Below are 15,055 nucleotides of genomic sequence, written 5' to 3' on the forward strand. Positions count from 1 at the left end.
CAATACAATAGACCGGACTTTTTTTGCGGGATATTATCATTCGGTAAGACCGCATCTCTTATTTAAATCCAATCCAATAACATGAAAAAAATAGTTATATTTCTCATCAGTCTCCTATGCTCAGCAACGATATATGCCCAAAAAATGAATGTACTTGGCGATATCCTGGCCTCAGCAGATTCGCTGGCTATCTTTTTTTACCAGCATACAGATGGTAGTTACCAGTACGACACCGTACCGGTAACACAAGGAAGATTTACCTGGGAGGCCGACATCCCGGAATACCAGAAGATCCTGACCACATTTTTGCCAAGCCGTAAATTTCTGGATTTTATTTCCGAAAACAGCACCATTTACCTTACCGGAAGAGCCAATGCTCTGGAAGTAGATATTTACGGTTCCGGAGCCGAAAAAGAAGCAACCCTTTTTGGCCTGGAAATGCAAGACCTGACCCTCAACATCATTCAAAAATGGAATGCATACAGCACAGCTTCCAAAACACAACAATCCGCCATAAAGAAAGAGATCGATGAGCTGAATACAAAAAAGTCCGAACAGACCGCGGCCTACATCAGGGAACATCCGGACAGCGGTATGGCTGCAAACCTGGTCTATCAGATGGCCAGAACCGAAGATTACAATACGGTTTTTCCCCTTTTTTCCGCATTGAGCGAAACGACCCGAAAAAGTACTACCGGAAAGCTCATTGCAGAAAAACTGGAGAAGACCAGGAAGTATGCGCTCCAGGCCTCTATATTCAATTTTTCACAGAAAGACCCGGATGGCAACATCATATCGTACGAAGATTTCAGAGGAAAATATCTCCTTGTAGACTTCTGGGCCAGCTGGTGTGCGCCTTGCCGGGCTGAAAACCCCAATATTCTCAAGGTATACAACACATATAAAGATAAAGGCTTTGAGGTCGTTGGCATATCCCTGGATACCGATGCCATAAAATGGGTAAAAGCCATCAAAGAAGATCATCTGCCGTGGCCCCAGCTCTCCGACCTCAAAGGATATCAGAATGAAATTGCCGTGTATTATGATATTTATGCCATTCCATATTCGCTCCTGGTTTCTCCGGAAGGAAAGATCATCGCAAAAGGGTTACGGGGAGAAGCCCTAAACAAAAAACTGTCCGAACTGTTTGATTAAAGACTTTCGGGCACAGCCGTATCCGACACTATAAAAAACCATCATAAGAAGAAAAACGCCTCCGTTTTTTAATTCAAAAAAAGACTTTATATGTTCAGAAAATCATATTTGACTTTTGTATTGTTGCTCTCCGCGATACCTCTTACTGCTCAGATCCTCGATCCGGTACAATGGGAAGCCAAACTTGAAAAAACCGGTCGTCGCACTTACACAATCACTGTTAAAGCTGTCATTGAAAAGGGATGGCACCTGTACTCACAGCAGGAATACGGGGATACGGGCCCGGTCTCTACAACTTTTTCCTTTGCCGAGAGTACAGGAAATTATGAGTTAGACGGGAAAACCACGGAAAGTGAAGGTATTGCAAAATATGACGATATCTTTCAGATGAACATCAGGTATTTCGAGCACGCAGCCACATTCACCCAAAAGGTGATCATGATAAATGACAAGGCAGGGGAAATCCGGGGAGACGTATTCTACATGGTTTGTAACGATCAACAATGCCTCCCTCCCATAACCAAAGAATTCAGCGTTGCCGTGCCCGCAAGGCAAAAAACGGCAGTACCCGCCGAAAACCCTGAAACACCCTCGAAACCGGTCACAGAACGGCAACAAGAATTAGTAAAGAGCAACAATGCTACAGCACACAAAACTGCTGCTTCAAAGTCTTCCCACTATAAGGCAGAAACTGATTCCGAGGTCAAAAATGTCGTAACCACAACGAGCACTATGGTCCCTCCGGTCCGGGGAGACCGCCACGAAACCAAAGTCAAAGACCAGATAACTTCTCCGGCAACGGGGCCATCACCTGAGAAAGTGGAATCTCAACATCAGGATAAAGCAAACCCCGGTTTCTTTTCCGTTTTTTTTATAGCCTTCCTCGCCGGATTTACGGCTTTGCTAACCCCATGTGTATTCCCGATGATCCCCATGACCGTAAGCTTTTTTACCAAGCACAGTAAAACAAAGGCCCGGGGAATCAGAAATGCTGTTATGTACGGTGCCTCTATTATTTTCATCTATGTATTTCTTGGCACAGTGGTCACGTATGTTTTCGGAGCCGATGCACTTAATGCTCTCTCTACGAATGTAGGATTTAACCTGTTCTTCTTTGCTCTTCTCGTTGTGTTCGCAACCAGTTTTCTCGGCGCTTTCGAAATCATGCTACCAAACTCCTGGGCCAACGCCGCAGACCGCAGAGCAGACCAGGGAGGAATTATAGGAATACTATTCATGGCCCTTGCCCTGGCAATTGTCTCTTTTTCATGCACGGGGCCTATCGTAGGTACCTTGTTAGTCGATGCGGCCCAGAGAGGTTTGACGGCCCCACTTATCGGAATGTTCGGTTTCTCACTGGCTCTCGCTTTGCCTTTTATGTTATTTGCCATGTTTCCGGGATGGATGAATTCCCTCCCCAGATCAGGAGGATGGCTCAATACCGTAAAAGTATCATTGGGGTTTCTCGAACTCGCTTTTGCTTTTAAGTTCTTGAGCAATGCCGATCTCGTATTGCAACTCCACTGGCTGAAAAGAGAAGTATTCCTTGCCGTATGGATTGCCATATTCGGAACCCTGGCATTGTACCTCTTCGGAAAAATAAGTCTCCCACACGACAGCATCGTATCCCGGCTTTCCATTGGAAGACTGGGATTGGCACTACTCACAACCGCTTTTGTTATATACATGATTCCGGGACTTTGGGGTGCTCCACTAAAACTGATCAGTGGTTTTCCCCCACCTGCAACCTATAGTGAATCTCCGTACGGTATAAGTTCAGGATCCGAAGCAAAAAACAGCGTAACACTCCCCCTCCCCGAAGGAGCAGAATACGGGGCAGACCACCTCATTACTTTCAAGGACTATGACAAGGGTATGGCGTATGCCAGATTACAAAAGAAACCGGTACTGCTCGATTTTACCGGCTATGCTTGTGTGAATTGCAGGAAAATGGAACAAAAAGTATGGCCCGACCCTCAGGTACTGAACCTCCTGAAAAATGATATCGTATTAATTTCGCTTTATGTGGATGATAAAAGAAAATTATCCGAAAAAGAACAATATGTATCGAAAATCACAGGACATAAAATAAAAACCATTGGAAATAAGTGGAGTGATTTTCAGATCAGGAAATACAATATAAATGCCCAGCCCTATTACGTACTTGTCGATCACGATGGGAACAATCTTAATACGCCTGCGGCCTATACACCAGATATTGCTACATATGCCTCCTGGTTGAGAGAAGGAATAAAAGCATATCATGCTGCTGTGACACCCTGATCGTTCCGGATTTTTTGGCAGCATACCTTTTCCCGGTCATTTTTTTCCGGTATCTTTAAAAGAAAACAAATCTCTCATGAAAAATATATGCCTGACCCTGTTTGCCATGATATCCACCACTATGCCTTATGCGCAAAACCTCAACCCGGTCTCCTATAACGACGGGGATCAGCAACTCCACGGGCTGGTCACTTCCAATACGGGAAAAAGTATGCCCGGGGTTCTGATTCTTCCGGCCTGGAGAGGTATTGACAAGGAAGCAAAAACCGCGGCCCTGGAACTTGAAAAAGAAGGATACATCGCCTTTATAGCCGATATTTACGGCGAAGGAAATATCCCTGCCGACAATGCATCGGCAGCCGAAATCGCCGGGTATTACAAGACCCGTTACAAAGCGTACCAGCACCGGATAGCACTGGCCCTGGAGCAATTAAAAAAAGCAGGAGCGGTACCGGATAAAATCGCAGTAATCGGGTACTGTTTCGGAGGTACCGGCGCTCTGGAAGTCATGAGAGCCGGGATGCCCGTACAGGGAGTCGTCAGTATCCATGGCGGACTCGGTAAAGACAGCGATCGTCCTAACGGGACGATCAGTACCCGGGTACTGATCGAGAATCCTGCCGAAGATAAGAGCGTTACCCCCGAAATATACGATGCCGTGGTCCGGGAATTAAAAGACGGTAAAGCCAACTGGCAGCTTATTACCTATGCCCATAGCGGACATACCTTTACCAACCCCGAATCTCCCGAATACAACGAGCTTATGGCCCGGAGGGCATGGCAGCATACGCTGATGTTCCTGGAGGAGATCCTGGAGTAAAGATATTGCGGGAGCCTATGCCCCCGCATGATGCTGCTATCTGCAGACCCACAAAGGAAAATGCAGGTCTTCGTTAAACAATTCTTCCGTAACACTCCCAACGAGTAAGGAAGAAAAGGTATTCCCTCCCTTATCCGATACAAAAAAAAGATCGGTCTTTTGTTTTTTACCGTATTCGATCAGTGTTTCCGATATACTGGAACTCCTTCCCGGAATGATTTCCAGCGGAATGTCTTCGGCCCCGGGAATTTTTTTCATGAACTTACGTCCCTTTTCTGCCGTGTGTTTCTCTACGACCGGCACCAGGGTTTCCTTGGGCAGATAAGGCGCAAACTGCAGCGGTACATTATAGATATGAACGGCCTTTACTGCGGCCAGGGCGGCTTTCCCAACCACCTGTGCCATTGTAAAACTACGCCTGGACGCGCTCGAGAAATCCGTTCCTACCCGGATGTATTCTATTCTCGGTGGGGTTGCTCTCGGAATACTCAATATATGGCAACGAAGCATCCTCAGGAGTTTACCGCTCACTACCCCGGTACCCTTTACCCGGTTCTTGCTTCCCACCAGGGTAAGGTGAATAGCGTATTTATTAACGATATAAGCAATCAGGGACTCGGTATAGGAGTCGTTGGATATCAGCACCTCCCATTCGGCTTTGCCTGTAAAGGCAACCGACACCTTTTCGTTAAGCTCTTCTCCTATACTCTCCTCGATGTTGACATCGCCCAGTTTGTCCTCAAAAAGTTCACTGATCTCGTACTTTTTGATATTGTGTACGAAGTATACCTTATCGGCCTGCAATACATCAGACAGGAAAGATGCGTAAGCGATCAGGGTATCATCGATCTCCGAAAGATCGAGCGCCACAAGTATGTTTTTAATTTCGGTAATCATAATCTCCGGTATTTAATTTTTAGTGTGATCTTTGGTTTGTCGGCGTTTCAGGATATCCGATACGATGTCCTTATAATTATCCAGGTCTTTCTGCTCATTTCTGCGCTGTAATTTACGGTAATCCTCACGAAGCCCCTTATAGAGGGAATAACACATCACCAGCAGGATAATGGCAAACGGCAGCCCGGAAACTATAACCGCTGTCTGCAGGGCCTTGAGTCCGCCTCCTACCAGCAGTACGGCGGCAACAGCTCCTTCCATGACCGCCCAGAAAATGCGTTGTCCTACCGGCGAATCTATCTTTCCGCCCGATGTAATACTATCTACTACGAGCGACCCGGAATCGGAGGACGTAATAAAAAATCCCGCAATAAGGATGATCGCTATAATATTCAGGGCCATAGACCACGGAAAATCTTCCAGGAAGACAAACATGGCAATAGCTTCATCTATTTTAACCTCATCCGCCACTGCCATATTGCCGGCCAGCGCATCGTGTATGGCCGTACTTCCGAAGGCATTGATCCAGAAAAAAGTGACCAGGGCCGGAAGGATCAATACCCCGAGGATAAATTCGCGAACTGTACGCCCTTTGGATATACGCGCAATAAAAATCCCTACAAACGGGGCCCAGGCAATCCACCATCCCCAATAGAATATGGTCCAGGTATTTTGCCAGTGCATCCCGGTGTAACTCTCCGTCCAGGTTGCCATATCCAGAAAATTATACAGGTAACTTCCCGTATTCTGTACAAACGATTGAAAGATGAAAATGGTAGGTCCCAGGATAACAACTAGCAGTAAAAGCAGCACTGCAATACGCATATTCCACTCACTGAGAAACTTGACTCCTTTATCCACTCCCGAGACTACAGAAATGGTAGCAATCAGTGTCACACCCGCTATAAGGATCATCTGCGTGGGTGTCTCTGCCGAAACATCAAAAACATGGTTCAGTCCCCCTGCGATCTGCCGTACGCCCAGCCCCAGGGAAGTCGCCAGTCCGAATACCGTGGCCAGAACGGCTATAATATCTATAATATCCCCGATAATACCATAGACTTTATCCCCCAGAAAGGGGTAAAACACCGAACGGATGGTAAGCGGAAGGCCTCTGGAATACGTAAAGTAAGCCAGGGCCAGCCCTACAAGGGCGTAAACCCCCCAGGCGTGAAGTCCCCAGTGCATAAAGGTAAAATTCATGGCTACCTGGGCGGCCTCCACACTGTTTCCCGTACCTTTCGGAGGCGATATAAAGTGAGAAAGCGGTTCCGAAACACTCCAGAAAAGCAATCCTATCCCCATCCCGGCACTGAACAGCATAGCAAACCAGGAGAGCGTCTTGAATTCAGGTCTGGCATGCTGCCCGCCGATCCGCAGGCTTCCGTAATTACTGAATGCCAGGTAGATCATAAAAAACAGGAAAATATTGATGGACAGCACAAAAAACCATCCACCGGTCTCGGCCACAAACTGCTGGATATCCTCAAAATATGCTTTAGCGCTGTCCTTGTACACCAGAGTCAGTGCAATACTGATAATCATTATAATAGCCGACGAGAAAAATACCGGGCCATTGACTTCCATACCCATTATCGATTTTTTCTCATCGCTTCGAACTACTTTTTTAGCCATAATATATTGTGTTTTCCGGTTTTAAAAATAATATCCTATGTTGATGTTAAATCGGGCCTCCCAACGGGCCTCCGGGTTTCCCCCGGCAAAGTCATCGATAAAGTTCCCGCCGAGCCAGGAATGATTTTTACCTGCTGCAAAATCGATATAAGTATAGAGATTGCCCGCAGCGACACCTATCCCCGTAACATTCATATAACTATCGGCAAAATCCTGACGGAGCTTTCGGATACAGCCAAAATCGTTGTAAAACTGCAACGACGACACCGGCCCCCAGGATACGGAAACCGTATAGGCCGCAGCCAGCGAAACAAGGTTAGCCCGTGCTGCCACCAGGTAAGGTGCACCGTAGGCTGCCATGGCAATAATATCCGGCCGCTCCGTATCCGGGTTTTCAGGAGCCTTCGTATAGTGCAAAAGCTGTGACTTCAGGTTAAACGCCTTGTAATCGAAGCTCATAAAACACTCCGTAACCATAGTGGTGCCCCGTTTTTTGTGTGTCCAGGTTGTAAAGCCCTCCGTATTGTGCATAACCTCCGAATTGGTGTATCCATTCCTCATGTTTCAGGATATAGTGCACTTTGAGATTCAGCTGGTTGACTTCTTTATTACGGTAATCCGGCTCTCCGTCCCCGTCGATGTCCATAGAAGCGACATCATAAGAATAGCGGCTGTACGAAACATCCGTAGCCCCTCCGAATCCCACACTTTCCGAATTCTTGAAAAAGGCCAGCTGGTATTGCCAGCCTTCTTCCTCCTGGTGAATAAATTTTACCCCGATGTCGTGGTCATCTTCTAACCCGATATAATACCCGATATTGAAAAACCAGTTGTGAGAATTGTATTGCTGAATGCCAAAAGGCACCTGGGTAAGTCCCACCTGCAGGCTGTTCCTTTCATCAATCATAGGCCAGCCATCCCTGTTTCAGGACACCACCGCCAAAAGCTTCCGAATAAAAGCGGTATTCCGCATTCAGTGAAATCCCCTTGTAGGACGCTTCGGCATTCACCCGAAACATATCGTACATAAAATCGCCACCCTGTCTTTTCTGGGCTTCTTTCCAGGAAGAATAGATATAATTAAAACGAAGTGCACCCCCGAACTTCACCTGGGGTTGGTCTTGAGAAATCCCGCAAACCGGGATGAAACATAAAAAAAGGAGTAATTGTTTTAGGCTTATAATCATCTTTTTGTTTATTTCCGTTTCACTGTCCGGTATAAACCTTATGCCACAAACCACCCGGAAAACCGGTCTGCAAAACATGTATCAGTCTGCGTTTGTACAGATCACAAACCCGAAACAGATAGAGAGAGGTAGATGTATGAGTTCCGTACGAAAAAACTTTCGGGAATTTAGTTTCTAATATACGATTTTTTTCGGAATTCTCCTGGTTATTCCTCTAAATAAAGGATTGTTCATACGATCATAACACCATTGGTTTTCGGATATACACCGGATAAGATCCTTGAGAATGATGGCTTAACCGAAAAAAAACAGACCGGAAAGAACCTGCCGGGATAACAGATTTATCGGGATGATTTACGTTATATTGCTTCCGTACTGTATCTTTGACAAACTGAAAACTCATAACGGCTTAAACAAACACAATCATGCTTAGAAAAACATTATATACCGGCCTGCTCTTCATATCTGCCTGGGCACTGCAGGCCCAGGAACTTTATATCCCACGGGATGTACAAAAAGCATACGAAAACAGCACCCGTAGCAAAGACGGTAATCCCGGGAGCAATTACTGGCAGAACAAAGGGGTCTACACCATAGACCTCAACGTCAATCCGCCCGACCGCAAAGTCACCGGAAAAGAAACCATCGTATATACCAATCAGAGTCCGGATACTTTGAAAGTGCTCAACTTCAAACTGTTTCTCAACCAGCACAAACCGGAGGCTCCCAGATCGGGCCAAACCTCGGCCGATTACCTGACCTCGGGTATCCATATCGATGCTTACCGCGAGAATGGGGTAGCCCGCGAGTGGACCGACAAAAACGACGGTACCAACAAACCGGTACAACTGGCTGCCCCGCTGCTTCCCGGTGCCAGTATTACCCTGGATATCGACTGGCACTTCGACATGTCCGTACAGAGCGGAAGGGAAGGTGCTATTGACGAAACCACGTTCTTTCTGGCCTATTTTTTCCCGAGAGTAGCCGTATATGACGATTCCCGGGGCTGGGACACTATGACATTCAGAGGGTCGCAGGAGTTCTATAACGACTTTAACGACTACCGCTTTTCGGTCACCGTTCCGGCCAATTATATCGTGTGGGCTACCGGCGATCTGCAAAATCCGGATGAGGTATTACAACCCTCTTATGCCCAAAGACTCGAAAGATCCATGACCTCCGATGAGGTTGTCCATATCGCCACCAAAGAAGATCTCGAAAATCATAAGGTCACTGCACAGAACGCTACCAACACCTGGATCTGGAAGGCCGATGCCATTACGGATATTGCCATTGCCCTGAGCGACCATTACCTCTGGGATGCCGGAAGTGTAATTGCCGACCCTCAAACCGGTCGCCGCGTGAGTGTACAGGCCGCCTACGATGAGCCCTCGGAAGATTTCCGGGAAATGGTCAACTACGGCAAACATGCCATTGCCTGGTTTTCCAACAATTACCCCGGCGTGCCCTACCCCTACTCCAAATCTACCATTGTCAGGGGATTTGCCGATATGGAATACCCCATGATGGTCAACGACAGTTCATTTCCCGAAGCCGAGTTTGCACGTTTTGTCGTAGAACACGAAATCGCCCATACCTATTTTCCGTTTTATATGGGGATCAACGAAACCCGTTTCGGTTTTATGGACGAAGGTTGGGCCACGGCGCTCGAATACCTGATCGGTATCCATGACCTCGGCCCGGAGAAAGCCACGGAGAACTTTAAAAAATTCCGCGTAGCCGCCTGGGCGAATACCACAGATATGGAATATGACCTTCCCGTCATTACCCCGCTCAATGCCCTCAACGGAGTAGCCATACGGGCCAACGCCTACGGAAAATCAGCCCTCGGTTATCTCGCCATGAAAGCGTACCTCGGCGATACCCTGTTCAGCAAGGCTCTGAAAGGCTATATGGACAGGTGGAACGGAAAACACCCCATGCCCTGGGATTTCTTTTATACGTTTAACGATATCACCGGAAAAGATCTCAACTGGTTCTGGGACCGCTGGTATTTCAGTAATCATTATATCGATATAGCCGTCACTGATGCCGTGTATAAAAAGGATACGCTGACAGTAACCTTACAGAACCTCGGGGGCATGCCGGCTCCGGTAACCCTGGTCCTGACAGACAAAAACGGTACATCCCAGGCATTCGCCCAAACCCCGGCTATCTGGGAAACCGATCCGGACCGTGCCGTGATCACCCTGACAAACGTAAAGGATATCGAAAATATAAGACTGGACGGTGGTATATTTATGGATGCGGATACCTCCAACGACAGTTACAGTATCAAATAACCCCGGACAAAAAAGCGGCGAGGGGACCGAATGTTCTGCACAAAAAAGCAAAAAGCAGCAGGGTAGCTGAGTGAAGCCACAGCTGCCCAAAACATACAAAGACTATGCAAAGCGAAACGGACAAAATAGAACTCGAATACCTGAAGATAGAAGATTATACCGAGATCAAAGAGGCTATGGTTGTCGCTTACCACACCATGCCCGAAGATTACTGGACCCGGTCACAGATCAAAACTTTACTGGACAAATTTCCGCAGGGGCAGGTGGTTATCAAAGTCAACGGACAGATTGCAGGGTGCGCCCTGACTATCATCGTAAACTATGCCGACTTCGAAGGCCCTCATACTTTTAACGAGGTTACGGCCGACAGTACGTTCAAGACCCATTCGGAAGAAGGTGATATGCTCTATGGTATAGATATTTTTATCAAACCGGAATTCCGCGGGCTCCGGTTAGGGCGAAGGTTGTATGACTACCGCAAGGAGCTTTGCGAAAAGCTCAACCTCAAAGGTATTGCCTTTGGCGGAAGGATCCCCAATTACCATAAATATGCGGAGACCCTCAGTCCCAAGCAATACATCGAGAAAGTACGCCGTAAAGAAATCCACGACCCCGTCCTGAACTTTCAGATGTCCAACGATTTTCACCCTACCCGTATTCTCAAAGGTTATCTGGACGGCGATAAGGCTTCCCAGGAGTTTGCCGTATTGCTCGAATGGGACAATATTTATTACGAAAAGCCTTCCCGCAAGGCCGTAACCCAGAAAAGTGTGGTTCGCCTGGGGCTTATACAATGGCAGATGCGTCCGTATAAGGACGTGGAGACCCTGTTGCAGCAGGCCGAGTACTTTATAGACACCCTTTCGGGCTACCGGGCCGATTTTGCGCTGTTCCCGGAGTTTTTCAACGCCCCGCTCATGGCCCGGTACAACCACCTGGCCGAGCCCCAGGCCATTCGGGAACTCGCCGGGTACACCAATACGATCATCCAGGAATTTTCCAAGCTTTCCATTTCCTATAACATCAATATCGTAGCCGGGAGCATGCCCGAGATCCGCGACAATAACCTCTACAACGTAGGGTACCTCTGTAAGCGGGACGGCACCATAGAACGCTACGAAAAGCTCCATGTGACCCCCGACGAGGCCCGGTTGTGGGGGATGCAGGGCGGTAACGAGCTCCGCGTTTTCGACACCGACTGCGGAAAGATCGGGATACTGATATGTTATGACTCCGAATTCCCCGAACTCAGCCGCCTGCTGGCCGATGAAGGTATGGATATCCTTTTTGTTCCGTTCCTTACCGATACCCAGAACGGGTATTCGAGAGTGCGCAACTGCGCCCAGGCCAGGGCTATAGAAAACGAATGCTATGTGGCTATTGCGGGCAGCGTCGGCAACCTGCCCAACGTACATAATATGGACATCCAATTTGCCCAGTCGATGGTGTTTACCCCCTGCGACTTTGCTTTTCCGACCAATGGGATCAAGGCCGAGGCAACCCCGAATACCGAAATGATCCTGCTGGCCGATGTAGACCTCGGACTGCTGCGCGAACTGCACGAATTCGGTAGTGTGAAAAACCTTAAAGACCGGCGAAAAGATATTTTCGAATTGCGGAAACGGGGTTAGCCACTTCAGAAGTAACTTTACTATCTGGTCATCAAGCATTCAAACCGGAAAAAGAAGATTTTTCGTGTCTCCATTCGAAACAGTCATGGAAAATTCCTTACTTTTAGATATATGAAAAATATACTGGTCCCGGTTTTGTGTTGCCTTCTTCTTTTCCAGAAAGCCATTTCACAAAATGATAATCATGGGTCCGAAACACAAAAACTATATATAACCATTAAAATATGGGGCTTCCTCAAATACTATCATCCTGAAGTAGCTTCCGGCACATACGACTGGGATGCCCGACTATTCGAAATTCTTCCCGAAATAGAACGTTGCAAAACCGGGAAAGAAGTTTCCCGGGTCTTGGTCCGATGGATAGATACACTGGGCGAAGTCCGGGAATGTAGCCGTTGCCGCGAGACAGGTAAAGATATCTTTGAAAAAAATTTTGACCTCTCCTGGATAAACGACCCCGCTTACCTTACCCCCGAGCTCTCGGAAAGGCTGCGGTTTATATGCTATAACCGCTTTCAGGGCACCCCCTATTATGTCGCTCTCAGAAAAAACGGAACACCCATTCCACAACACGAACCTGAATACCCGGATACGGGTGATGCAAACCTAAAGCTACTCGTATTGGCACGATATTGGAATTTCATATCGTATTTTCATCCTTATACATACCTGGCAGACCAGTCTTGGGACAAGGTACTGAAAGAAATGATACCGGTATTCCTCAAAGTCGACAGCAAGAATACTTATCGCCAGGCCATACGAAAACTGCTGGCATACACAGATGATACCCATACCAAAGTGAGATTTAAAGGTGTGGAGGATAAGTATCTTCCGGTCAAAATCAAGGCCATTGACGATAAAGCTGTAGTTTCGGGTTTTTTCAACGATTCGATCGGAAAAATGAGTCCGTTCGAAAAAGGAGATATCCTGTTGCGTATAGACGACCTGGACCTGCAGGAGAACATATCCATTACCCTGGGATATGTTTCGGGATCAAATCCTGCCGTAAAGAGAAGAAATGCCTATTACAGGCTGTTATGCGGAGAAGAAAGTAGCGCTGTTGCCACTGTGCTTCGACGGGGAGATACGGTTTCTGTAACTTCCGAGCGGTATGCATATAGGGATTTCTTTCCGAAAAACCGGAATATACCGGACTCCCTCAAATGGAAGGATATTCACCCGGATACAGGATATTTGAGTATGGCACATATTAATGCCGATGAGGCGTCGTACATCATGGAAAAGTTTATGGATAAAAAAGCCATCATCATAGACCTCCGAAATTATCCTGCTATGATCTACTGGGTCATATCGCGATATCTGAACAACGAAAGAAGAGATTTTGCCAGGGTATATATCCCCGATCTCAAATACCCCGGAAAATTCAGGTTCAAAAAAAACCTAAAGGTCGGCTCTAAGAACAAAAAATCGTTTCGCGGTGAAGTAGTGTTGCTGGTGGATGACGAAACCCTGAGCCTATCCGAGTTTACCGCCATGGCTTTCCAGACAGCCGGTAACGTCATCACTATAGGAAGCCGGACTGCAGGAGCTGATGGCGATGTCACCACCATACCACTGGCAGACGGCACTCCAAGTTACACCACAGGTGTTGGGATATGTTATCCGGACGACACCATAACACAGCGTACAGGAATACGTATTGACATCGAAGTAAAAACAACTATTAAAGGGTTAGGTGAAGGACGGGATGAAATTCTGGAAGCTGCTATCGCTTACCTCAATCGGTAATGATCCCCGAATTCAGGGACAATCTCCCTTTATCGCCATGTATTATAGCCCCAAACACCACAGTATTTCCATGCGGCAAACAACGATTGGTTTATTTTTTAGCTATCTTTGATATCAAATCACACTTTCACGCCCAGACCATCTATGAAAAACACCCTAAGAGAACACCTGAGTTCCGGCATTGTTTCCAACCTCCTGATGCTGATTCTCATTGTCGTCATCTGCTATACCCTGCAAAGCGTCATCGTACCCATGCTGTTTGCCGTTATTATTTCGGTCGTCCTTTATCCCGTATGTTGCCGACTGGAACGTATGGGCCTGACACGCTCTGCTGCTTCCCTGATCTCCCTTATCCTGGCGGTACTGGTCGTATCGGGCATCAGCTATCTCGTGGTTTCCCAGACCATCAATATCGGTAATAATGCTGCGGATATCGCCAGTAAGATCAAAGGTGTCGGGGACAGGCTTATGGCGTGGGGTTCGGACAAGTTTCATATGTCTTCTTATGAGTTGAGTTCCGAGCTCAAGGAGAGGTTATCAGACAGCATGTCCGACCTCGGGAGTTATGCCACCCAGGCCCTCGGGTCTATCGGGAATTCGCTGTCCTCTGCCATCCTCGTACCCATTATGATCTTCTTTTTCCTGTATTACCGGAATTTCTTCAGGGAATTTTTCTTCAAAGCGTTTTCCAATGTACCGAAAGAAACTATAGAACAAGGACTGGAAAGCATTTACGAGGTGCTTAAGAGCTATCTTGTAGGCCTGGTAACCGTAATGGGCATCGTGGCCGTGCTCAACACGATCGGACTGTATGTACTGGGTATCGAATACGCCTGGTTTTTCGGGATACTCGCCGCATTGCTCACCATCTTCCCGTATGTCGGTATTTTTATAGGTTCGCTGATCCCCGCACTCTTTGCCCTGGCCACCAAAGACAGTTTCTGGTATGCCGCAGGTGTTATTATATGGTTCCAGCTCGTACAAACCCTCGAAGGAAACTTTATTACACCCAATATCGTAGGAAGCAAAGTAAGCATGAACCCGCTGGTATCCCTGTTGTCCTTTTTTCTGGGTGGTATGCTGTTCGGCCTGGCCGGTATGATCCTGGCACTGCCCATGATGGCTATGCTCAAAGTCATTTTCGACCTGATCCCCGAAACCCATGCTTACGGATACCTGCTCAGCGAGCCCGACAGGTCTCTTCTACTCACCGAAAGACAACGCAAAAAGGCCCAACGAAAAGAAGAAAAGGCATCCGGGGAATAGCCGGGATACTTTCGGTCTCCGTTTTTCCTACATTACACCTTGACACATACGATTAGCTAATTCCCCGATTTGATAACAATTTATTCGTATTTTCTTTTCATTTTTTAACATTCTATGTTAACAATTGGC

The 15,055-nt window shown here is 47.2% G+C and carries 12 protein-coding genes; 7 read left to right on the forward strand and 5 right to left on the reverse strand.

Annotation, left to right across the window (positions count from 1 at the left end):
- Positions 1 to 81: 81 nt before the first annotated feature.
- The 3 genes from BT112_RS15580 to BT112_RS15590 all read left to right on the forward strand — a co-directional run bounded on the left by BT112_RS15580 (position 82) and on the right by BT112_RS15590 (position 4,258).
- Positions 82 to 1,155 (forward strand): TlpA disulfide reductase family protein, encoded by a 1,074-nt coding sequence (locus tag BT112_RS15580; RefSeq protein WP_083564960.1) that lies wholly within the window; start codon positions 82 to 84, stop codon positions 1,153 to 1,155.
- A 90-nt stretch (positions 1,156 to 1,245) separates the two neighbouring features.
- Complete coding sequence (locus tag BT112_RS15585) at positions 1,246 to 3,438, forward strand: protein-disulfide reductase DsbD family protein (protein WP_072318314.1); 2,193 nt, start codon at positions 1,246 to 1,248, stop codon at positions 3,436 to 3,438.
- A gap of 76 nt (positions 3,439 to 3,514) precedes the next feature.
- Positions 3,515 to 4,258 carry a dienelactone hydrolase family protein gene (locus BT112_RS15590; protein WP_072318315.1) on the forward strand — a complete coding sequence of 248 codons (744 nt, stop codon included), beginning with the start codon at positions 3,515 to 3,517 and terminating at the stop codon, positions 4,256 to 4,258.
- 36 nt (positions 4,259 to 4,294) lie between these two features.
- On the opposite strand, the gene BT112_RS15595 is transcribed toward BT112_RS15590, so the two are convergent.
- Genes BT112_RS15595 through BT112_RS22150 form a run of 5 tightly spaced genes read right to left on the reverse strand, consistent with a single transcriptional unit; the run spans position 4,295 to position 7,977 of the window.
- Positions 4,295 to 5,155: a universal stress protein gene (locus BT112_RS15595; RefSeq protein ID WP_245777055.1), complete on the reverse strand. Its 861-nt coding sequence runs from the start codon at positions 5,153 to 5,155 to the stop codon at positions 4,295 to 4,297.
- A 12-nt stretch (positions 5,156 to 5,167) separates the two neighbouring features.
- On the reverse strand, positions 5,168 to 6,790 hold the full coding sequence (locus BT112_RS15600; protein WP_072318316.1) for a BCCT family transporter: 1,623 nt from the start codon (positions 6,788 to 6,790) through the stop codon (positions 5,168 to 5,170).
- 21 nt (positions 6,791 to 6,811) lie between these two features.
- Entirely contained in the window at positions 6,812 to 7,267 is a 456-nt protein-coding gene (locus BT112_RS22140) for a hypothetical protein (protein ID WP_317039602.1), read from the reverse strand.
- Positions 7,224 to 7,697: a hypothetical protein gene (locus BT112_RS22145; RefSeq protein WP_317039603.1), complete on the reverse strand. Its 474-nt coding sequence runs from the start codon at positions 7,695 to 7,697 to the stop codon at positions 7,224 to 7,226. Before BT112_RS22145 ends, BT112_RS22140 begins: the two co-directional genes overlap by 44 nt.
- Positions 7,690 to 7,977 carry a hypothetical protein gene (locus tag BT112_RS22150; protein WP_317039604.1) on the reverse strand — a complete coding sequence of 96 codons (288 nt, stop codon included), beginning with the start codon at positions 7,975 to 7,977 and terminating at the stop codon, positions 7,690 to 7,692. Before BT112_RS22150 ends, BT112_RS22145 begins: the two co-directional genes overlap by 8 nt.
- Before the next feature lie 425 nt (positions 7,978 to 8,402).
- On the opposite strand from BT112_RS22150, the gene BT112_RS15610 reads away from it, so the two are divergent.
- From BT112_RS15610 to BT112_RS15625, 4 genes are all read left to right on the forward strand, one after another.
- Positions 8,403 to 10,280 carry a M1 family metallopeptidase gene (locus BT112_RS15610; protein WP_072318317.1) on the forward strand — a complete coding sequence of 626 codons (1,878 nt, stop codon included), beginning with the start codon at positions 8,403 to 8,405 and terminating at the stop codon, positions 10,278 to 10,280.
- Positions 10,281 to 10,384: 104 nt separating this feature from the next.
- Positions 10,385 to 11,911, forward strand: a complete 1,527-nt coding sequence (locus BT112_RS15615) for a bifunctional GNAT family N-acetyltransferase/carbon-nitrogen hydrolase family protein (protein WP_072318318.1) — start codon at positions 10,385 to 10,387, stop codon at positions 11,909 to 11,911.
- Between the two features lie 111 nt (positions 11,912 to 12,022).
- Positions 12,023 to 13,660 carry a S41 family peptidase gene (locus BT112_RS15620; RefSeq protein ID WP_072318319.1) on the forward strand — a complete coding sequence of 546 codons (1,638 nt, stop codon included), beginning with the start codon at positions 12,023 to 12,025 and terminating at the stop codon, positions 13,658 to 13,660.
- Positions 13,661 to 13,804: 144 nt separating this feature from the next.
- Positions 13,805 to 14,926 (forward strand): AI-2E family transporter, encoded by a 1,122-nt coding sequence (locus tag BT112_RS15625; protein ID WP_072318320.1) that lies wholly within the window; start codon positions 13,805 to 13,807, stop codon positions 14,924 to 14,926.
- Positions 14,927 to 15,055 lie beyond the last annotated feature (129 nt).

Source organism: Sinomicrobium oceani (genome assembly GCF_900119185.1).
In the GTDB taxonomy this organism is placed as follows: Bacteria; Bacteroidota; Bacteroidia; order Flavobacteriales; family Flavobacteriaceae; genus Sinomicrobium; species Sinomicrobium oceani.

What these genes read in the sequence shown, in the direction of transcription:
- BT112_RS15620 (WP_072318319.1), top strand. Translation starts at nt 12,023, where the DNA reads ATGAAAAATATACTGGTCCCGGTTTTGTGTTGCCTTCTTCTTTTCCAG.
- BT112_RS15585 (WP_072318314.1), top strand. Translation starts at nt 1,246, where the DNA reads ATGTTCAGAAAATCATATTTGACTTTTGTATTGTTGCTCTCCGCGATA.
- BT112_RS15580 (WP_083564960.1), top strand. Translation starts at nt 82, where the DNA reads ATGAAAAAAATAGTTATATTTCTCATCAGTCTCCTATGCTCAGCAACG.
- BT112_RS15615 (WP_072318318.1), top strand. Translation starts at nt 10,385, where the DNA reads ATGCAAAGCGAAACGGACAAAATAGAACTCGAATACCTGAAGATAGAA.
- BT112_RS15600 (WP_072318316.1), bottom strand. Translation starts at nt 6,790, where the DNA reads ATGGCTAAAAAAGTAGTTCGAAGCGATGAGAAAAAATCGATAATGGGT.
- BT112_RS15610 (WP_072318317.1), top strand. Translation starts at nt 8,403, where the DNA reads ATGCTTAGAAAAACATTATATACCGGCCTGCTCTTCATATCTGCCTGG.
- BT112_RS22150 (WP_317039604.1), bottom strand. Translation starts at nt 7,977, where the DNA reads ATGATTATAAGCCTAAAACAATTACTCCTTTTTTTATGTTTCATCCCG.
- BT112_RS15625 (WP_072318320.1), top strand. Translation starts at nt 13,805, where the DNA reads ATGAAAAACACCCTAAGAGAACACCTGAGTTCCGGCATTGTTTCCAAC.
- BT112_RS15595 (WP_245777055.1), bottom strand. Translation starts at nt 5,155, where the DNA reads ATGATTACCGAAATTAAAAACATACTTGTGGCGCTCGATCTTTCGGAG.
- BT112_RS22140 (WP_317039602.1), bottom strand. Translation starts at nt 7,267, where the DNA reads ATGGTTACGGAGTGTTTTATGAGCTTCGATTACAAGGCGTTTAACCTG.
- BT112_RS22145 (WP_317039603.1), bottom strand. Translation starts at nt 7,697, where the DNA reads ATGATTGATGAAAGGAACAGCCTGCAGGTGGGACTTACCCAGGTGCCT.
- BT112_RS15590 (WP_072318315.1), top strand. Translation starts at nt 3,515, where the DNA reads ATGAAAAATATATGCCTGACCCTGTTTGCCATGATATCCACCACTATG.